At 62.5% G+C, this 15,146-nt stretch carries 13 protein-coding genes and 1 pseudogene; 8 read left to right on the top strand and 6 right to left on the bottom strand.

Going from position 1 to position 15,146, the window contains the following annotated elements; translation table 11 throughout:
- The first annotated feature begins 351 nt into the window (after nt 1-351).
- Nucleotides 352-1,941, top strand: coding sequence for an ABC transporter substrate-binding protein (locus ABRP30_RS00660; protein WP_349975593.1), 1,590 nt, complete (start codon nt 352-354; stop codon nt 1,939-1,941).
- A gap of 70 nt (nt 1,942-2,011) precedes the next feature.
- Here ABRP30_RS00660 and radC read toward each other — a convergent pair whose 3' ends face one another.
- The gene (gene radC / locus ABRP30_RS00655) at nt 2,012-2,689 is read right to left on the bottom strand and encodes a DNA repair protein RadC (RefSeq protein WP_349975592.1); all 678 of its coding nucleotides are present in this window, start codon (nt 2,687-2,689) and stop codon (nt 2,012-2,014) included.
- A gap of 130 nt (nt 2,690-2,819) precedes the next feature.
- Between radC and coaBC the strand changes: the two genes are divergently transcribed.
- The 4 genes and pseudogenes from coaBC to argB all read left to right on the top strand — a co-directional run bounded on the left by coaBC (nt 2,820) and on the right by argB (nt 6,944).
- Complete coding sequence (gene coaBC / locus ABRP30_RS00650; protein WP_349975591.1) at nt 2,820-4,031, top strand: bifunctional phosphopantothenoylcysteine decarboxylase/phosphopantothenate--cysteine ligase CoaBC; 1,212 nt, start codon at nt 2,820-2,822, stop codon at nt 4,029-4,031.
- Between the two features lie 5 nt (nt 4,032-4,036).
- A complete protein-coding gene (dut, locus tag ABRP30_RS00645; RefSeq protein WP_012312134.1) occupies nt 4,037-4,492 on the top strand; it encodes a dUTP diphosphatase in 456 nt (151 codons plus the stop codon).
- Between the two features lie 136 nt (nt 4,493-4,628).
- A pseudogene (locus ABRP30_RS00640) lies at nt 4,629-6,008 on the top strand (phosphomannomutase/phosphoglucomutase); the annotation flags it as partial.
- Nucleotides 6,009-6,038: 30 nt separating this feature from the next.
- Nucleotides 6,039-6,944, top strand: a complete 906-nt coding sequence (gene argB, locus ABRP30_RS00635; RefSeq protein WP_241806754.1) for an acetylglutamate kinase — start codon at nt 6,039-6,041, stop codon at nt 6,942-6,944.
- 286 nt (nt 6,945-7,230) lie between these two features.
- Here the strand turns inward: argB and pyrE are convergent, their stop codons facing one another.
- Entirely contained in the window at nt 7,231-7,872 is a 642-nt protein-coding gene (gene pyrE, locus ABRP30_RS00630) for an orotate phosphoribosyltransferase (protein WP_011536401.1), read from the bottom strand.
- Nucleotides 7,873-7,952: 80 nt separating this feature from the next.
- Between pyrE and ABRP30_RS00625 the strand changes: the two genes are divergently transcribed.
- Nucleotides 7,953-8,732: an exodeoxyribonuclease III gene (locus ABRP30_RS00625; RefSeq protein WP_012312131.1), complete on the top strand. Its 780-nt coding sequence runs from the start codon at nt 7,953-7,955 to the stop codon at nt 8,730-8,732.
- Between the two features lie 61 nt (nt 8,733-8,793).
- On the opposite strand, the gene rph is transcribed toward ABRP30_RS00625, so the two are convergent.
- A complete protein-coding gene (gene rph / locus ABRP30_RS00620; RefSeq protein WP_012312130.1) occupies nt 8,794-9,516 on the bottom strand; it encodes a ribonuclease PH in 723 nt (240 codons plus the stop codon).
- A 227-nt stretch (nt 9,517-9,743) separates the two neighbouring features.
- Between rph and ABRP30_RS00615 the strand changes: the two genes are divergently transcribed.
- Nucleotides 9,744-10,607 (top strand): YicC/YloC family endoribonuclease, encoded by an 864-nt coding sequence (locus ABRP30_RS00615; RefSeq protein ID WP_241806753.1) that lies wholly within the window; start codon nt 9,744-9,746, stop codon nt 10,605-10,607.
- A gap of 13 nt (nt 10,608-10,620) precedes the next feature.
- Nucleotides 10,621-11,241 (top strand): guanylate kinase, encoded by a 621-nt coding sequence (gmk, locus tag ABRP30_RS00610; RefSeq protein ID WP_241806752.1) that lies wholly within the window; start codon nt 10,621-10,623, stop codon nt 11,239-11,241.
- 32 nt (nt 11,242-11,273) lie between these two features.
- Here gmk and ABRP30_RS00605 read toward each other — a convergent pair whose 3' ends face one another.
- From ABRP30_RS00605 to ABRP30_RS00595, 3 genes are all read right to left on the bottom strand, one after another.
- On the bottom strand, nt 11,274-12,812 hold the full coding sequence (locus ABRP30_RS00605; protein WP_241806750.1) for an APC family permease: 1,539 nt from the start codon (nt 12,810-12,812) through the stop codon (nt 11,274-11,276).
- A 114-nt stretch (nt 12,813-12,926) separates the two neighbouring features.
- A complete protein-coding gene (locus ABRP30_RS00600) occupies nt 12,927-13,676 on the bottom strand; it encodes a gamma-glutamyl-gamma-aminobutyrate hydrolase family protein (RefSeq protein WP_267820038.1) in 750 nt (249 codons plus the stop codon).
- A 4-nt stretch (nt 13,677-13,680) separates the two neighbouring features.
- Nucleotides 13,681-15,024: a glutamine synthetase family protein gene (locus ABRP30_RS00595; protein ID WP_372490517.1), complete on the bottom strand. Its 1,344-nt coding sequence runs from the start codon at nt 15,022-15,024 to the stop codon at nt 13,681-13,683.
- Nucleotides 15,025-15,146: the final 122 nt, after the last annotated feature.

Genomic DNA, 15,146 nt, shown 5'->3' with positions numbered 1-15,146 from the left:
CTCTAAAACCACATGCCCAACCCGGCATGGGTTGGCCGCTTAATCTCTCAGTCTTTGGCGCCAGGCGCCGTGATTCTGGAGGTCTTACCGACCGGATCCGCTGATGCGACAGGCCGAGCCCCTAGAAAAGAGCGCTGCTTTATACCAGAAAGACTGCATTGCAACAACTGCTGATGAGCATCTGCCGGAGACAAATCGTGCGCGAGCAGCATAGCGGCTAGCCCGGCGAACTGTCGACCACTCGTCGCCAACCCGCATAAAAAGAGGGTGGTCATTTGCTGATGCGCACACTAGGGTAGGACGTTTCCAGACTGCTCTGGCAGATGGGCCACTGACAGCCAAGGAGCCACGATGCGTGCCGCCGCCCTTTCCTTAATGCTCACCACCCTGCTTGCTGCCGGCATCGCCCAGGCCGCGCCACTGAGTATCTGCAGCGAAGCCAGCCCCGAGGGCTTCGACGTGGTCCAGTACAACTCGCTGACCACCACCAACGCCTCGGCCGACGTTCTGATGAACCGCCTAGTCGAGTTCGACGCAAGCCAAGGCAAGGTCGTCCCAAGCCTGGCGCAGAGCTGGACAGTGTCGACTGACGGCCTGGTGTACGACTTCAAGCTGCGTGACGGGGTCAAATTCCATTCCACGCCTTATTTCAAGCCAACCCGCGCGCTTGATGCCGACGATGTGCTGTTCAGCTTCCAGCGCATGCTCTACCCCGCTCACGCTTGGCACAAGACCGCACCGGGTGGCTACCCGCACGCCCAATCACTGCAACTGGGCAGCCTGATCAAATCGATCGAGGCCCCGGAGCCGAACAGCGTACGCTTCACCCTGACCCACGCCGACGCCACGTTCCTGGCCACCTTGAGCATGGGCTTCGCTTCGATCTACTCCGCCGAGTACGCCGACAAACTGCTCAAGGCAGGCACCCCGGAAAAGCTCAATAGCCAGCCGATCGGCACCGGCCCGTTCGTCTTCCAGCGTTACCAGAAGGACGCCGTGGTGCGCTACCGCGCCAACCCTGACTACTTCGATGGCAAGCCTGCGGTCGATCCACTGATCTTCGCCATCACCACCGACGCCAACGTACGCCTGCAGAAACTCAAGCGCGGGGAATGCCAGATCGCGCTGTCGCCCAAGCCCCTGGACGTTGCCGAAGCCAGCAAGGACGGTAACCTGAAGGTCGCCACGACGCCGGCCTTCATGACAGCCTTCGTGGCCATCAACAGCGAGCACCCGCCGCTGGACAAACCTGAAGTGCGCCAGGCAATCAACCTGGCCTTCGACAAGCAGGCCTACCTCAAGGCCGTTTTCGAAGGCACCGCCACCGCCGCCAACGGCCCCTACCCGCCGAACACCTGGAGCTATGCCAAGGACCTGCCCGGCTACCCGCTGGATCTCAAGCGAGCCAAGGCGCTGCTGAGCAAAGCCGGTTACGCAGAGGGGTTCAGCACCACGATCTGGACCCGCCCGTCGGGCAGCCTGCTCAACCCCAACCCAAGCCTGGGCGCGCAGATGCTCCAGGCAGACCTGGCCAAGATCGGCATCAAGGCTGAAATCCGCGTGATCGAATGGGGTGAGCTGATCCGTCGGGCCAAGGCCGGCGAGCATGACCTGCTGTTCATGGGCTGGGCCGGTGACAATGGCGACCCGGACAACTTCCTCAGCCCGCAGTTTTCCTGTGCGGCGGTCAAGTCGGGGACCAACTTCGCGCGGTTCTGTGACAGCCGGCTGGACCAGTTGATCAGTGCAGGGCGCACCACCAACGACCAGAGCGTGCGCAGCCGGTTGTACCAGCAGGCGCAGACGCTGATTCAGCAACAGGCGCTCTGGGTGCCGCTGGCGCACCCGACGGCGGCAGCGCTGTTGCGCGACGGGGTCGAGGGGTATCAGGTAAGCCCGTTCGGGCGGTTGGACCTGAGCAAGGTTTCGGTGAAACGCTGACCCTTGGCTTTGCAGGCTCGACCCACCGCTGGCTTGCCGGCGGCTGGTCGAGCCTGCAGACAGGCAGCAACTAAGCGATAATCCACCCCTGCTCCACCATCGACAGTGGCTCCCCATCACCGACGATGATGTGATCGAGCACCCGCACGTCGATCAGCGCCAACCCCTGCTTCAATGCAAGCGTCATGTGCACATCGTCCTGGCTCGGCTCACTGTTCCCCGAAGGATGGTTGTGAAGAATCAATGCCGCAGCGTTATGCATCAACGAACGGCGCACCACCTCCCGCGGATAGATGCTGGCCCGGTCGATCGTCCCTCTGAACAGGATTTCGAACGCCAGCGGCCGGTGTTTGCTATCCAGGAACAGGCAGCCAAATACTTCGCTGGGCTCATGGCGCAGCATGGCTTTCAGGTACCTGCGCACCGCCGACGGGCTCTCCAGGGCGCAGTCGCGCTCGATCGCAGTGGCAAGGTTGCGCCGGCCGATCTCCAGCAGTGCCTGCAGCTGCCCGTACCGCACCGGCCCAAGCCCGAGCTCCCCCACGAATGCTTCCCTGTCAGCTTCGAGCAACTGGCGCAAGCCGCCGAACCTGGCGAGCAACCCTCGCGCCAGCTCCACCACGTTGCGGCCTCTCACGCCAGAGCCGAGAAACACAGCCAGCAATTCGGCATCCGAAAGGCTGCCCACCCCTCGCTGCATCAGCTTTTCCCTGGGCCGCTCCTCGGCTGGCCACTCCCTTATCTTCATTGCATCTCCTCTGCGCCCTGCTGCGACACGTTTAGGCCCTGTGTTAATCTATTTCGCCTCGTACATGCGACGTTCTGCCGCAGGCAATCCTGTTCGTCGCTGCCCGCTCTCTCTGGAAAAAGGCAAGCCTATGCAGCGGCTGTATCGCAAGCGCATCGTTCTCGGCGTGGGGGGCGGCATTGCCGCCTACAAGAGCGCCGAGCTGATTCGCCGACTCCTGGAGCACGGCGCGCAAGTGCGCGTCGTCATGACCCGTGGTGGTGCTGAATTCATCACCCCGCTGACCCTGCAGGCGCTGTCCGGCCACCCGGTACACATGGATCTGCTCGACCCTGCCGCCGAAGCGGCCATGGGCCATATCGAGCTGGCCAAATGGGCCGACCTCGTACTGATCGCCCCCGCCACCGCCGACCTCATGGCGCGCATGGCACAAGGCATGGCCGACGACTTGCTGACCACCCTGGTACTGGCCACCGACGCCACCGTGGCCGTGGCGCCGGCCATGAACCAGGCCATGTGGCGCGACCCGGCGACCCAGGCCAACCTGGACCTGCTCAAGACCCGTGGCATCCAGGTGTTCGGCCCGGCCTCCGGCAGCCAGGCCTGCGGCGACGTAGGCCTGGGTCGCATGCTTGAAGCCACCGACCTGGCCTGGTGCGCCGCCGAGAGCTTCAAGCGCCAGGCGCTCACCGGCAAACATGTGCTGATCACCGCCGGGCCCACCCAGGAAAACATCGACCCGGTGCGTTACATCACCAATCATAGCTCCGGGAAGATGGGTTTCGCGTTGGCCGAGGCGGCCGCAGAAGCCGGTGCTCGGGTGACCCTCGTCACCGGCCCTGTGCATCTGCAGACCCCGGACCGGGTCAACCGGATCGACGTGGTCAGCGCGCGGGACATGCTTGCAGCCTGCGAGGCGGCCATGCCGTGCGACCTGTTCATCGCCTCGGCAGCGGTCGCGGACTACCGCCCGGAGGTCGTTGCCACACAAAAGCTCAAGAAAGATCCCACGACAGGCGACGGCATGCTGCTGCAGATGGTGCGCAATCCCGATATCCTTGCCACCATCGCTGGACGCGACGACCGCCCGTTCAGTGTCGGCTTCGCTGCCGAGACCGAACATCTGCTCGATTACGCCACGCGCAAGCTCAAGGACAAGAACCTCGACCTGATCGTCGCCAATGATGTGGCCAACCCCAGCATCGGCTTCAACAGCGAGGAAAATGCCCTGACCGTGATCGACCGCCAGCAGCATCAAACCCTCTTCGCGCAGACCAGCAAAGGCAAGATTGCCCGGCAACTGGTCGCCTTCATCGCCGAACGGCTCAACCAGGTTCAATAAGTTACATGCACGCTCTTCAAGCCAAGATCCTCGACCCACGCCTGGGCAGTGAATTTCCGCTGCCGCAATATGCCACCCCTGGCTCCGCCGGCCTGGACCTGCGCGCCCTGCTCAAGGAAGACACCGTCCTGGAGCCGGGCCAGACCCTGCTGATTCCTACCGGCCTGTCGATCTATATCGGCGACCCGGGCCTGGCCGCGATGATCCTGCCCCGCTCGGGCCTGGGCCATAAGCATGGCATCGTGCTGGGTAACCTGGTCGGCCTGATCGACTCGGACTACCAGGGTGAGCTGATGGTGTCGTGCTGGAACCGTGGCAACACGCCTTTCACCATCGCCGTTGGCGAGCGCATCGCCCAGCTGGTGCTGGTACCGGTGGTACAAGCGCACTTTGAAGTCGTCGAGGCCTTCGACGAAAGCCAGCGCGGCACCGGCGGTTTCGGCCATTCCGGCAGCCACTGAGCCGACCGGCGACCGGCGACCGTTCAGGCCATGGATGGCGAACTCTCTGATGAAACCACCGTCCAAGCGTTCAGTTTGCGCCTGCCCAGACAGCCTTTGACTAATGGAGCTTCCAGAGATGAACGACATGGCCCAACGGGTCCCCGCACTGCCCGACAGTATTTTCCGCGCCTATGACATCCGTGGCGTGGTCGGCAAGACCCTGCACGCCGACACCGCTTACTGGATCGGCCGCGCCATTGGCGCGCAGACGCTCGCCCAAGGCGAGCCACAGATTTCCGTTGGCCGCGATGGCCGCCTGTCCGGCCCGCTGCTGGTCGAACAGCTGATCAAAGGCCTGGCCGATGCCGGTTGCCAGGTCAGCGATGTTGGCCTGGTGCCGACCCCGGCACTGTATTTTGCTGCCAACGTCCTGGCCGGCAAGTCCGGCGTGATGCTGACCGGCAGCCACAACCCTTCGGATTACAACGGTTTCAAGATCGTCATCGCCGGCGATACCTTGGCCAACGAACAGATCCAGGCCCTGCTGACCCGCCTGAAAACCAATGACCTGACCCGTGGCGAAGGCAGCGTGGAGAAGGTCGAGATCCTCGAGCGCTACTTCCAGCAGATCGTCGCTGACGTGAAGCTGGCGAAAAAGCTCAAGGTGGTGGTGGACTGCGGCAACGGCGCTGCCGGCGTCATCGCGCCGCAGCTGATCGAAGCGTTGGGCTGCGAAGTCATCCCACTGTTCTGCGAGGTGGATGGCAACTTCCCCAACCACCACCCGGACCCGGGCAAGCCTGAAAACCTTGAAGACCTGATTGCCAAGGTCAAGCAAACCGGTGCCGATATCGGCCTGGCCTTCGACGGCGACGGTGACCGCGTTGGGGTAGTGACCAACACCGGCAGCATCGTTTACCCCGACCGCCTGCTGATGCTGTTCGCTCAGGACGTGCTGGCGCGCAACCCGGGGGCCGAGATCATCTTCGACGTCAAGTGCACCCGCCGCCTGACACCGCTGATCGAGCAACACGGCGGCCGCGCCTTGATGTGGAAGACTGGTCACTCTTTGATCAAGAAGAAGATGAAGCAGAGTGGTTCGTTGCTGGCCGGCGAGATGAGCGGGCACATCTTCATCAAGGAGCGCTGGTACGGTTTCGACGACGGCATCTACAGCGCCGTACGCCTGTTGGAGATCCTCAGTAAGGCCGAGCAGGACGCCGAAAGCCTGTTTGCCGCATTCCCGAACGATATTTCGACGCCGGAAATCAATATTGATGTGACCGACGAGGGTAAATTCAGCATCATTGATGCACTGCAACGCGACGCCGACTGGGGCCAAGCCAGCCTGACCACCATCGACGGTGTGCGGGTCGACTATGCCCAGGGCTGGGGCCTGGTTCGCGCCTCCAACACCACACCGGTGCTGGTGCTGCGTTTCGAGGCCGAAACCGACGCCGAGTTGCAACGTATCAAGGATGTTTTCCGCGCCCAGTTGCTGCGGGTTGCCCCTGAGCTGCAACTGCCGTTCTGACCGACTATCTGTTCCTTACAGGAGCCCTGCATGACCCTCGATCGCGATGCCGCTTCCCATGTAGCCGAGGTTTTGTCCGAAGCGCTGCCTTACATCCGCCGTTTTGTCGGCAAGACCCTGGTGATCAAGTACGGCGGCAACGCGATGGAGAGCGAAGAGCTCAAGACCGGGTTCGCCCGTGACATCGTGCTGATGAAGGCCGTGGGCATCAACCCGGTGGTCGTGCACGGTGGCGGCCCTCAGATCGGCGACCTGCTCAAGCGCCTGTCGATCGAAAGCCACTTCATCGACGGCATGCGTGTCACCGATGCGGCAACCATGGATGTGGTTGAAATGGTGCTGGGGGGCCAGGTCAACAAGGACATCGTCAACCTGATCAACCGTCACGGTGGCAGCGCCATCGGCCTGACCGGCAAGGACGCGGAGCTGATCCGCGCCAAGAAGCTCACCGTGAGCCGCCAGACGCCGGAGATGACCCAGCCGGAAATCATCGACATCGGCCACGTCGGCGAAGTGGTCAGCGTCAACACCGACCTGCTGAACATGCTGGTCAAAGGCGACTTCATCCCGGTGATCGCGCCTATCGGCGTGGGCGCCAACGGTGAGTCGTACAACATCAACGCCGACCTGGTGGCAGGCAAGGTGGCCGAAGCACTGAAGGCCGAGAAGCTGATGCTGCTGACCAACATCGCCGGCCTGATGGACAAGCAAGGCCAGGTCCTGACCGGCCTGACCACCGAGCAGGTGAACGAACTGATCGCCGACGGCACCATCTACGGCGGCATGCTGCCAAAGATCAAGTGCGCGCTGGATGCGGTTCAGGGCGGCGTGACGACCTCGCACATCATCGACGGCCGCGTACCGAATGCGGTGCTGTTGGAGATTTTCACAGACAGTGGCGTGGGCACCCTGATCAGCAACCGCAAGCGTCACTGATCGCCGAAAGTGGCTCCAGCTGCTCGCTGGCCCGATCGATCGCGCTCGGGCTATTGCAGCTCCGCTATGGGGGCTGCTGCGCAGCCCATCGCCGGCAAGCCGGCTTCCACCACGACCGCGTAGCTCTTCAGGCCGGCGCTTTACCTTTGGAAGCAACCGGCTTGCCCAACTTCCAAAAGCCGGCGCAATCCATGTGGGAGCCGGCTTGCCGGCGATAGCGCCCGTATAGGCAGCGCATAAAAAAAGGCGACCCGCTAAGGTCGCCTTTTTCATTTCCGAGCCGCAGTCAGATCCCGTACTGCGCCCGATAGGCCTCGACCGCCGGCAGATGCTGCTTGAGCTGCGGATCATCGGCCAGAAACTCCAGCACCTGGGTCAGCGAAACGATGCTGACTACCGGGATACCGAAGTCGCGCTCCACTTCCTGGATCGCCGACAATTCGCCATTGCCGCGCTCTTCGCGGTTGAGCGCGATCAGCACGCCAGCGGCCTTGGCCTGCTGGGCATTGATGATCTGCATGACCTCGCGGATGGCGGTACCGGCGGTGATCACGTCGTCGATGATCAGCACATCACCGGCCAATGGCGCGCCGACCAGGCTGCCGCCTTCGCCGTGATCCTTGGCTTCCTTGCGGTTGAAGCACCACGGTACGTCCAGTTGATGTTGCTCGGCCAGGGCCACGGCGGTGGCCGCAGCCAGCGGGATACCCTTGTAGGCCGGGCCGAACAGTACGTCGAACGGGATCTTGCTGTCGACGATGGCCGCCGCATAGCAACGCCCCAACTGAGCCAGGGCAGAACCTGTGTTGAACAGGCCGGCATTGAAGAAATACGGGCTGGTACGCCCCGATTTCAGGGTGAATTCACCGAAGCGCAGAACGCCGCGATCGATGGCAAAACGGATGAAGTCGCGCTGATACGGCTGCATGGAAAGTCCCGGACACCACGGATTTAGCTAAATGGGTTGAGCTCGGGTATCATACACGCACGAGATTTTTGGGGCCATTTATGCGGATCATCAGTGTGAACGTAAATGGCATTCAGGCTGCAGCCGAGCGTGGATTGCTCAGTTGGCTGCAAGCCCAGAATGCCGACGTCATCTGCCTTCAGGATACCCGCGCCTCGGCCTTTGAACTCGACGACCCAGCTTTCCAGCTCGATGGCTATTTCCTTTATGCCTGCGACGCGGAGGTACCCGCCCAAGGTGGCGTGGCACTTTACTCGCGCATGCAGCCCAAGGCAGTCATCACCGGCCTGGGCTTCGAGACAGCCGATCGCTACGGGCGTTATCTGCAAGCAGATTTCGATAAAGTCAGTATTGCCAGCCTGCTATTGCCTTCGGGCATGAACGGCGACGACGACTTGAACCAGAAGTTCAAGTTGATGGACGACTTCGCCAAGTACCTGGACAAGCAGCGGCGCAAGCGTCGTGAGTACATCTATTGCGGCTCGTTCTACGTGGCGCAGCAGAAGCTCGACATCAAGAACTGGCGTGACAGCCAGCAATCGCCCGGCTTCCTGCCGCCTGAACGTGCCTGGATGGATGCGATCACTGGCGACATGGGCTACGTGGATGCCCTGCGCGAAGTCAGCCGTGAGGGTGACCAGTACAGCTGGTGGCCAGACAACGAGCAGGCCGAGATGCTCAACCTGGGCTACCGGTTCGACTACCAGATCCTCACCCCAGGCCTGCGGCGCTTTGTGCGCAATGCGCGCCTGCCGCGACAGCCGCGCTTCTCGCAGCACGCGCCGCTGATCGTCGACTATGACTGGACGTTGACCATCTGAGCACTGCTCAGGCACGAAAAAGCCGACATCGATGTCGGCTTTTTTGTACCTGCAGGCTCAATCAGTCGGCCAGAGCGACCTGCTGCAGTTCGAAGATCTCGTTCATGCCCTTTTGCGCCAGCGCCAGCATGGCGTTGAAGTCTTCGGGCTGGAACGGCGCACCCTCTGCAGTACCCTGCACTTCGATGAAACCACCGGCACTGGTCATGACCACGTTCAGGTCGGTCTCGGCAGCGGAGTCTTCCAGATAGTCCAGGTCGAGTACCGCTTCACCCTGATACATACCCACCGATACGGCGGCGATCATGTGCTTGAGCGGGTTGCCGGCCTTCAGGCCACCACGCTTCTTGATCACTGCCAGGGCATCGACCAAGGCGACCATTGCGCCGGTGATCGAGGCCGTGCGGGTGCCGCCATCGGCCTGGATCACATCGCAGTCGACGTACAAGGTGATGTCACCCAGTTTGCTCATGTCCAGCGCGGCGCGCAGCGAGCGGCCGATCAGGCGCTGGATTTCCAGGGTGCGACCACCCTGCTTGCCACGGCTGGCTTCGCGCTGGTTACGCTCACCGGTGGAGCGCGGCAGCATGCCGTACTCGGCGGTCAGCCAGCCTTGGCCCTGGCCTTTGAGGAAGCGCGGCACACCGTTTTCAACGCTGACCGTGCAGATGACCTTGGTGTCACCGAACTCGACCAGTACCGACCCTTCGGCGTGCTTGGTGTAGTTGCGGGTGATGCGGATCGAGCGGAGCTGATCGGCGGCGCGACCACTTGGACGTTTCATCTGGGATACCTGTACTGGGACTTTGAATCTGCCGGGCATTATAAAGCCCGTAGCCCGGTGAGGACATGCTTATCGTCGCGCCGCGCACAGCCTGTCGCCTTTTCCCACCGGCAGACGAGGGCTCTGTAACATGGGCGGATTGGGCGCCAAGGGCACACTGCGCTACAATCCTGCGCCTTGCAGCCGAAAGGCTTTCCCGTTCACATCATCTACGCGAGGTACTCACCATGGTGCACAGCATGACCGCTTTTGCTCGTGTCGAGCGCGCAGGCAGCCAAGGCACCCTGGTCTGGGAACTGCGCTCGGTCAACCACCGCTATCTTGAACCTCATCTGCGCCTGCCCGACGCCCTGCGCGACCTGGAAGGGGCGGTGCGTGAGGGGCTGCGCCAAGGCCTGTCCCGCGGCAAGGTTGAATGCACCTTGCGCCTGCACGAAGACAGCAACGGCAAACCCCTGAAGGTCGACCACGCGCGTGCCGCGCAACTGGTTGCCGCCGCCGAAGAAGTGGCCGGCCTGATCAAGCAGCCGGCACCGCTCAACCCGCTGGAGGTATTGTCCTGGCCGGGCGTGCTGGTGGCCGACGCCAGCGACCCGCAGGCGCTCAATGCCGAAGCGGTGGCACTGTTCGACGAGGCCCTGGCCGAATTGAAAGCCGGGCGCCTGCGCGAAGGCCAAGAGCTGGCCCGCCTGATCAACGAGCGGCTGGACAGCATGGCTAGCGAGGTCACCACACTGCGTGCCCTGGTACCGCAGATGCTGGCCGCACAACGGCAGAAGATCATCGACCGCTTCGGCGACCTCAAGGCCGAGCTCGACCCGCAAAGGCTCGAGCAGGAGATGGTGCTGCTGGCACAAAAGAGCGACGTCGCAGAGGAACTGGACCGCCTCAGTACCCATGTCAATGAAGTACGTCGGGTGCTCAAGTCCGGAGGGGCCGCTGGCCGGCGCCTGGACTTCCTCATGCAGGAGCTCAACCGCGAGGCCAATACCCTGGGCTCCAAGGCCTTCGACCCGCGTAGCACGCAAGCGGCGGTCAACTTGAAGGTACTGATCGAACAAATGCGTGAACAAGTACAGAACATCGAGTAAGGCCACCCCTACCATGAACCACAGCAGCGGCACCCTCTATATCGTCTCGGCCCCGTCAGGTGCCGGCAAGACCAGCCTGGTCAACGCCCTGATCAAGGAAGACGAACGCATCAGCGTTTCCGTCTCGCACACCACACGCGGCAAGCGCCCGGGCGAGGAGCATGGCGTCAACTACCACTTCGTCAGTCATGACGAATTCAAGGCGCTGATCGACAAGAACGATTTCCTTGAACACGCCGAAGTGTTCGGCAACTTCTACGGCACCTCGCGTAGCACGCTGCAGCAAGTGCTGGACCGGGGCGACGACCTGATTCTGGAAATCGACTGGCAAGGTGCCCGCCAGGTGCGTGAGCTGATGCCTGAAGCCCGCTCGATCTTCATCCTGCCGCCGAACCTTGAGGCGCTGCGCCAGCGCCTGGACGGGCGCGGACAGGACAGCGATGAGATCATTGCCGGCCGCATGAAAGAGGCCGTCAGCGAGATGCAGCACTACGACGAGTACGAGTACGTCATCATCAACGATGACTTCGATGCCGCGCTGGAGGAATTGAAGGCGGTGTTCCGCTCCAACCGCCTGCTGCTGAACAAGCAGCAGGAGCGGCACGGGGCATTGCTCAAGCAGTTGATCGGCTGAAGAGAGCTGGGGCGCACAGCGCGCCCCAAGCATCAGTCCTGCAGCTGCAGGGTCGCCTGCTGTCGCAGGGTAGCGCCCAGGAAGTAAGCCGGCGCACGCATCCGCGACAGCATCATCAGCACTATCCCCAGTGCCGAGATGATCGCCGCAATCACGAACACCAGCCCAACGCCAGCCACATGCGAGCCACTGCCAAAGTCCGGCGACGCGCTGTCGATGGCGGTGCGCACGAAGATCACCGAAAGGATCACCCCACCCAACAACGGGCACAGGCCGCGCATGCAGAAGTGGCGCAGGCTGTCGAACAGGCTGTGGCGGAAATACCACACGCAGGCGAACGCGGTCAGCGAATAGTAGAAGCAGATCATCATGCCCAGGGCGGTGATGGTGTCCGCCAGCACGTTTTCGCTCAGGGTACGCATGGTCACGTAGAACAGGCCTGCGGCGACGCCGGCACAGATGGTTGCGTAACGTGGCGTCTGCGAACGCGGGCAAACCTTGGCAAAACGCTCAGGCACCGCACCGTAGTAACCCATGGCGAGCAGCGTGCGCGCTGGCGAGACGAAGGTCGATTGCAGCGAAGCGGCGGTGCTCGCCAGCACGGCGATGGACATCAGGATCGCCAGCGGCCCCATGACGGGCCCGGCCAGGTGGGCAAAGACGTTCTCCTGGATACGCGGATTGTTCAAGCCCAGCCCATGCTCGCTGATCCCGGCGAATTGCAGGGTAGCGATGGCAGTGAGCAGATACAGACCCAGAATCAGCAGCACGGTCCAGGTCGCCGCCTTGCCCGGTACCTCGTCGCTGCCGATCGATTCTTCACTGACGGTCAGGCACACGTCCCACCCCCAGAAGATGAAGATCGACAAGGACAGGCCGGCGGCAAAGGCCGAGAACGACTCCACACCGAAGGGGTTGAACCAGGCCAGGTCGAACTCCAGCGGGGCAGGCGCGGTGGTCTCACCGAACGCGGCGAAGGCGAAGCCGATCAGCACCAGCAGCTGCAAGGCCACCAATCCATATTGCACGGTCATGGTGGTGGCCATGCCGCGACAACAGATCCACACGGCCATGGCGATGAACACGCAACAGGTGGTGATGTTGATCAGCAGGTTATCCGCCAAGGCAGCCAACCCCTGGTGACCGGTGATCTGCCCCAGGAATAGATAGAAGAAATCAACGGCCACGCCGGCCAGGTTGGACAACACAATGGTGGTGGCAACGACCAGCCCCCAACCACCGATCCAGCCGATCATCGGGCCGAAGGCACGGGCCGACCAGGTAAAGGAAGTACCGCTGTCCGGCTCCGCCGCGTTCAGCTCACGGTAGCCAAGGGCAACCAGCAGCATAGGCAGGAAGCCAACGATGAAGACGGCCGGAAGGTGCTGGCCGACCTCCCGCACGGTGGGGCCAAGGGCCCCAGTCAGGGTGTAGACCGGGGCGATTGTGGAGATGCCCAGCACCACGCTGGCCAACAGGCCAAGACGCCCTTTTGCCAGGCCTTTGCTGCGCTGAGTGCTGCCTGAATCGGCCACATCGGGTGGGCGGCCAGCTTCTGTGTAATTGCTCATGAGTATTTGCCGTAACTATTGGAATTGTTGTCACAGGCCCTGCGAACAAGGCGCTTTCACTCATTGAAAGCTTGCGTATCGGTATCAGTCATCCAAGACCTTCGGGTAACGACCCTACCGTGCAGCATGGGCAATGCAGGCCTCGCGAAACGCCTGGAACAGGCGCTTGGAGACCGGGTTTTCGGCAAAACGCCACTCCGGGTGCCACTGCACGCCGAGCACAAAGCCAGGCGCATCAGGCATCGACACCGCTTCGATCAGGCCATCCGGGGCCCGCGCCTCGACACGCAGGCCCGGGGCCAAGCGGTCGATACCCTGGCTGTGCAGCGAGTTGACCTCGAACTGCGCAGCCAGGCCCAGGCGCTCGAACACCCCGCCAGGCACAATGCCGACAGGATGACGAGGGCCGTATTGCACCTCCAGGGGTGCGTCCTCAGGTTCACGGTGGTCCAGGTAACCCGGCAGCTCGTGCACGCGCTGGTACAAGCTGCCGCCGAGGGCCACGTTCAATTCCTGGAAACCACGACAGATACAGAACACCGGCACGCCGGCGGCGATGGCCGCCTGCAGCAGCGGCAAGGTCAGGCGGTCACGTGCAAGATCGTGCCGGGTACCTTCCGCGCTGGGGGCGCCATTGTAATGATGCGGCTCGACATTTGAAGGCGAGCCGGTAAAAAGAATGCCATCGAGCCGTGCCAGCAAAGCCTGCGTGTCGCTGCCGCCGTCGCGGGCCGGCAGGATCAGCGGGAGCCCGGCAAAGCCGGCCGCCTCGACATACTTGTCACCCACCGTGTGCGACGAGTTTTTTCCTACCTGCTGACGGCAGGCGCTGACACCGATCAAGGGGACCGCAAATGCGCTCATGGGCTTACACCGTGTGCAGGTACCAGTTGTACTCGAGGTCGGAGATCGATACTTCGAACTCGGCCAGCTCACTTTCCTTGCAGGCCACGAAGATATCGATGTAGTCCGGGCTTATGTATTGGTTGAGGACTTCGCTGTCATCCAGCGCGCGCAGCGCATCGCGCAGGTTGTTCGGCAGGCTTTGCTCCAGCTGCTCGTACGAATTGCCCTCGATCGGCGCACCAGGTTCGACCTTGCTGGTCAAGCCGTGGTGGATACCGGCGAGAACCGCGGCGAGCATCAGGTAAGGGTTGGCATCGGCCCCCGCCACGCGGTGTTCGATGCGCACGTTTTCGCTGCTGTCAGTCGGTACGCGGACAGCCACGGTACGGTTGTCCAGGCCCCAGCTCGGCGCGTTCGGCACGTAGAACTGTGCGCCGAACCGGCGGTAGGAATTGACGTTCGGGCACAGGAACGCCATCGACGCCGGCATGGTCTCCAGCACGCCACCAATGGCATGGCGCAGCGCGTCGCTCTGCAGCGGGTCTTCATGGGCAAAGATGTTCTTGCCGGTCTTCTTGTCGAGCAGCGAAATGTGCACGTGCAGGCCGTTGCCCGCCTGCCCCGGGTACGGCTTGGCCATGAACGTGGTGTCCATTTCATGGTCGTAGGCGACGTTCTTGACCAGGCGCTTGAGCAGGATCGCGTAGTCGCACGCCTTCAGCGGGTCGGCAACGTGATGCAGGTTGACTTCGAACTGCGCGGGGGCGCTTTCCTTGACGATGGCATCGGCCGGCAGGCCCTGCTCCTTGGCGGCTTCCAGCATGTCCTGCAGGCAGTCGACATATTCGTCGAGGTCGTCGATGAGGTAGACCTGGGTCGACTGCGGACGCTTGCCTGAAGTGGGTGAGCGCGGCGGCTGCGGGCGACCGTTGAGGTTGTCCTGGTCGATCAGGTAGAACTCCAGCTCGAACGCGGCGCAGATGTCCAGGCCCAGGTCATCGAACTTGCTCACCACCTGGCGCAACACTTCGCGTGGGTCAGCGAAGAACGGCTCGCCCTCCAACTCGTGCATGGTCATCAGCAACTGGGCGGTCGGGCGCTTTTGCCAGGGCTCGTTGCACAGCGTCCCGGGGATCGGGTAGCAGATCCGGTCGGCATCGCCGATGTCCAACCCAAGCCCTGTGCTTTCAACGGTCGAGCCATTGATATCGAGGGCGAACAGCGATGCCGGCAGGTTGATCCCCTTTTCGTACACCTTGTGCAGGCTGGCCCGCTCGATGCGCTTGCCACGTACCACGCCATTCATGTCGGAGATCAGCAGATCGACGTACTGGGTTTCCGGATGGGCCTGGAGGAAGTCTTTCATCTCGCTGGAAGAACTGGCGCACGGGGTGACCGACGTCATGGTGTACATCCTTTGAAGGGCTGCGGCGATAGGGGGATACGGCTGGCGCCTCACGGGCGACGATGGTTGCAGCTGTTGTTTTT

Source organism: Pseudomonas sp. WHRI 8519 (assembly GCF_040224055.2).
Lineage (GTDB): Bacteria > Pseudomonadota > Gammaproteobacteria > Pseudomonadales > Pseudomonadaceae > Aquipseudomonas > Aquipseudomonas putida_X.
This window is presented reverse-complemented; position numbering and strand designations above follow the sequence as displayed.

Excerpts from the sequence above, each read along its gene's own strand:
- ABRP30_RS00660 (WP_349975593.1), top strand. The coding sequence starts at position 352 with ATGCGTGCCGCCGCCCTTTCCTTAATGCTCACCACCCTGCTTGCTGCC.
- radC (WP_349975592.1), bottom strand. The coding sequence starts at position 2,689 with ATGAAGATAAGGGAGTGGCCAGCCGAGGAGCGGCCCAGGGAAAAGCTG.
- coaBC (WP_349975591.1), top strand. The coding sequence starts at position 2,820 with ATGCAGCGGCTGTATCGCAAGCGCATCGTTCTCGGCGTGGGGGGCGGC.
- dut (WP_012312134.1), top strand. The coding sequence starts at position 4,037 with ATGCACGCTCTTCAAGCCAAGATCCTCGACCCACGCCTGGGCAGTGAA.
- argB (WP_241806754.1), top strand. The coding sequence starts at position 6,039 with ATGACCCTCGATCGCGATGCCGCTTCCCATGTAGCCGAGGTTTTGTCC.
- pyrE (WP_011536401.1), bottom strand. The coding sequence starts at position 7,872 with ATGCAGCCGTATCAGCGCGACTTCATCCGTTTTGCCATCGATCGCGGC.
- ABRP30_RS00625 (WP_012312131.1), top strand. The coding sequence starts at position 7,953 with ATGCGGATCATCAGTGTGAACGTAAATGGCATTCAGGCTGCAGCCGAG.
- rph (WP_012312130.1), bottom strand. The coding sequence starts at position 9,516 with ATGAAACGTCCAAGTGGTCGCGCCGCCGATCAGCTCCGCTCGATCCGC.
- ABRP30_RS00615 (WP_241806753.1), top strand. The coding sequence starts at position 9,744 with ATGGTGCACAGCATGACCGCTTTTGCTCGTGTCGAGCGCGCAGGCAGC.
- gmk (WP_241806752.1), top strand. The coding sequence starts at position 10,621 with ATGAACCACAGCAGCGGCACCCTCTATATCGTCTCGGCCCCGTCAGGT.
- ABRP30_RS00605 (WP_241806750.1), bottom strand. The coding sequence starts at position 12,812 with ATGAGCAATTACACAGAAGCTGGCCGCCCACCCGATGTGGCCGATTCA.
- ABRP30_RS00600 (WP_267820038.1), bottom strand. The coding sequence starts at position 13,676 with ATGAGCGCATTTGCGGTCCCCTTGATCGGTGTCAGCGCCTGCCGTCAG.
- ABRP30_RS00595 (WP_372490517.1), bottom strand. The coding sequence starts at position 15,024 with ATGAAAGACTTCCTCCAGGCCCATCCGGAAACCCAGTACGTCGATCTG.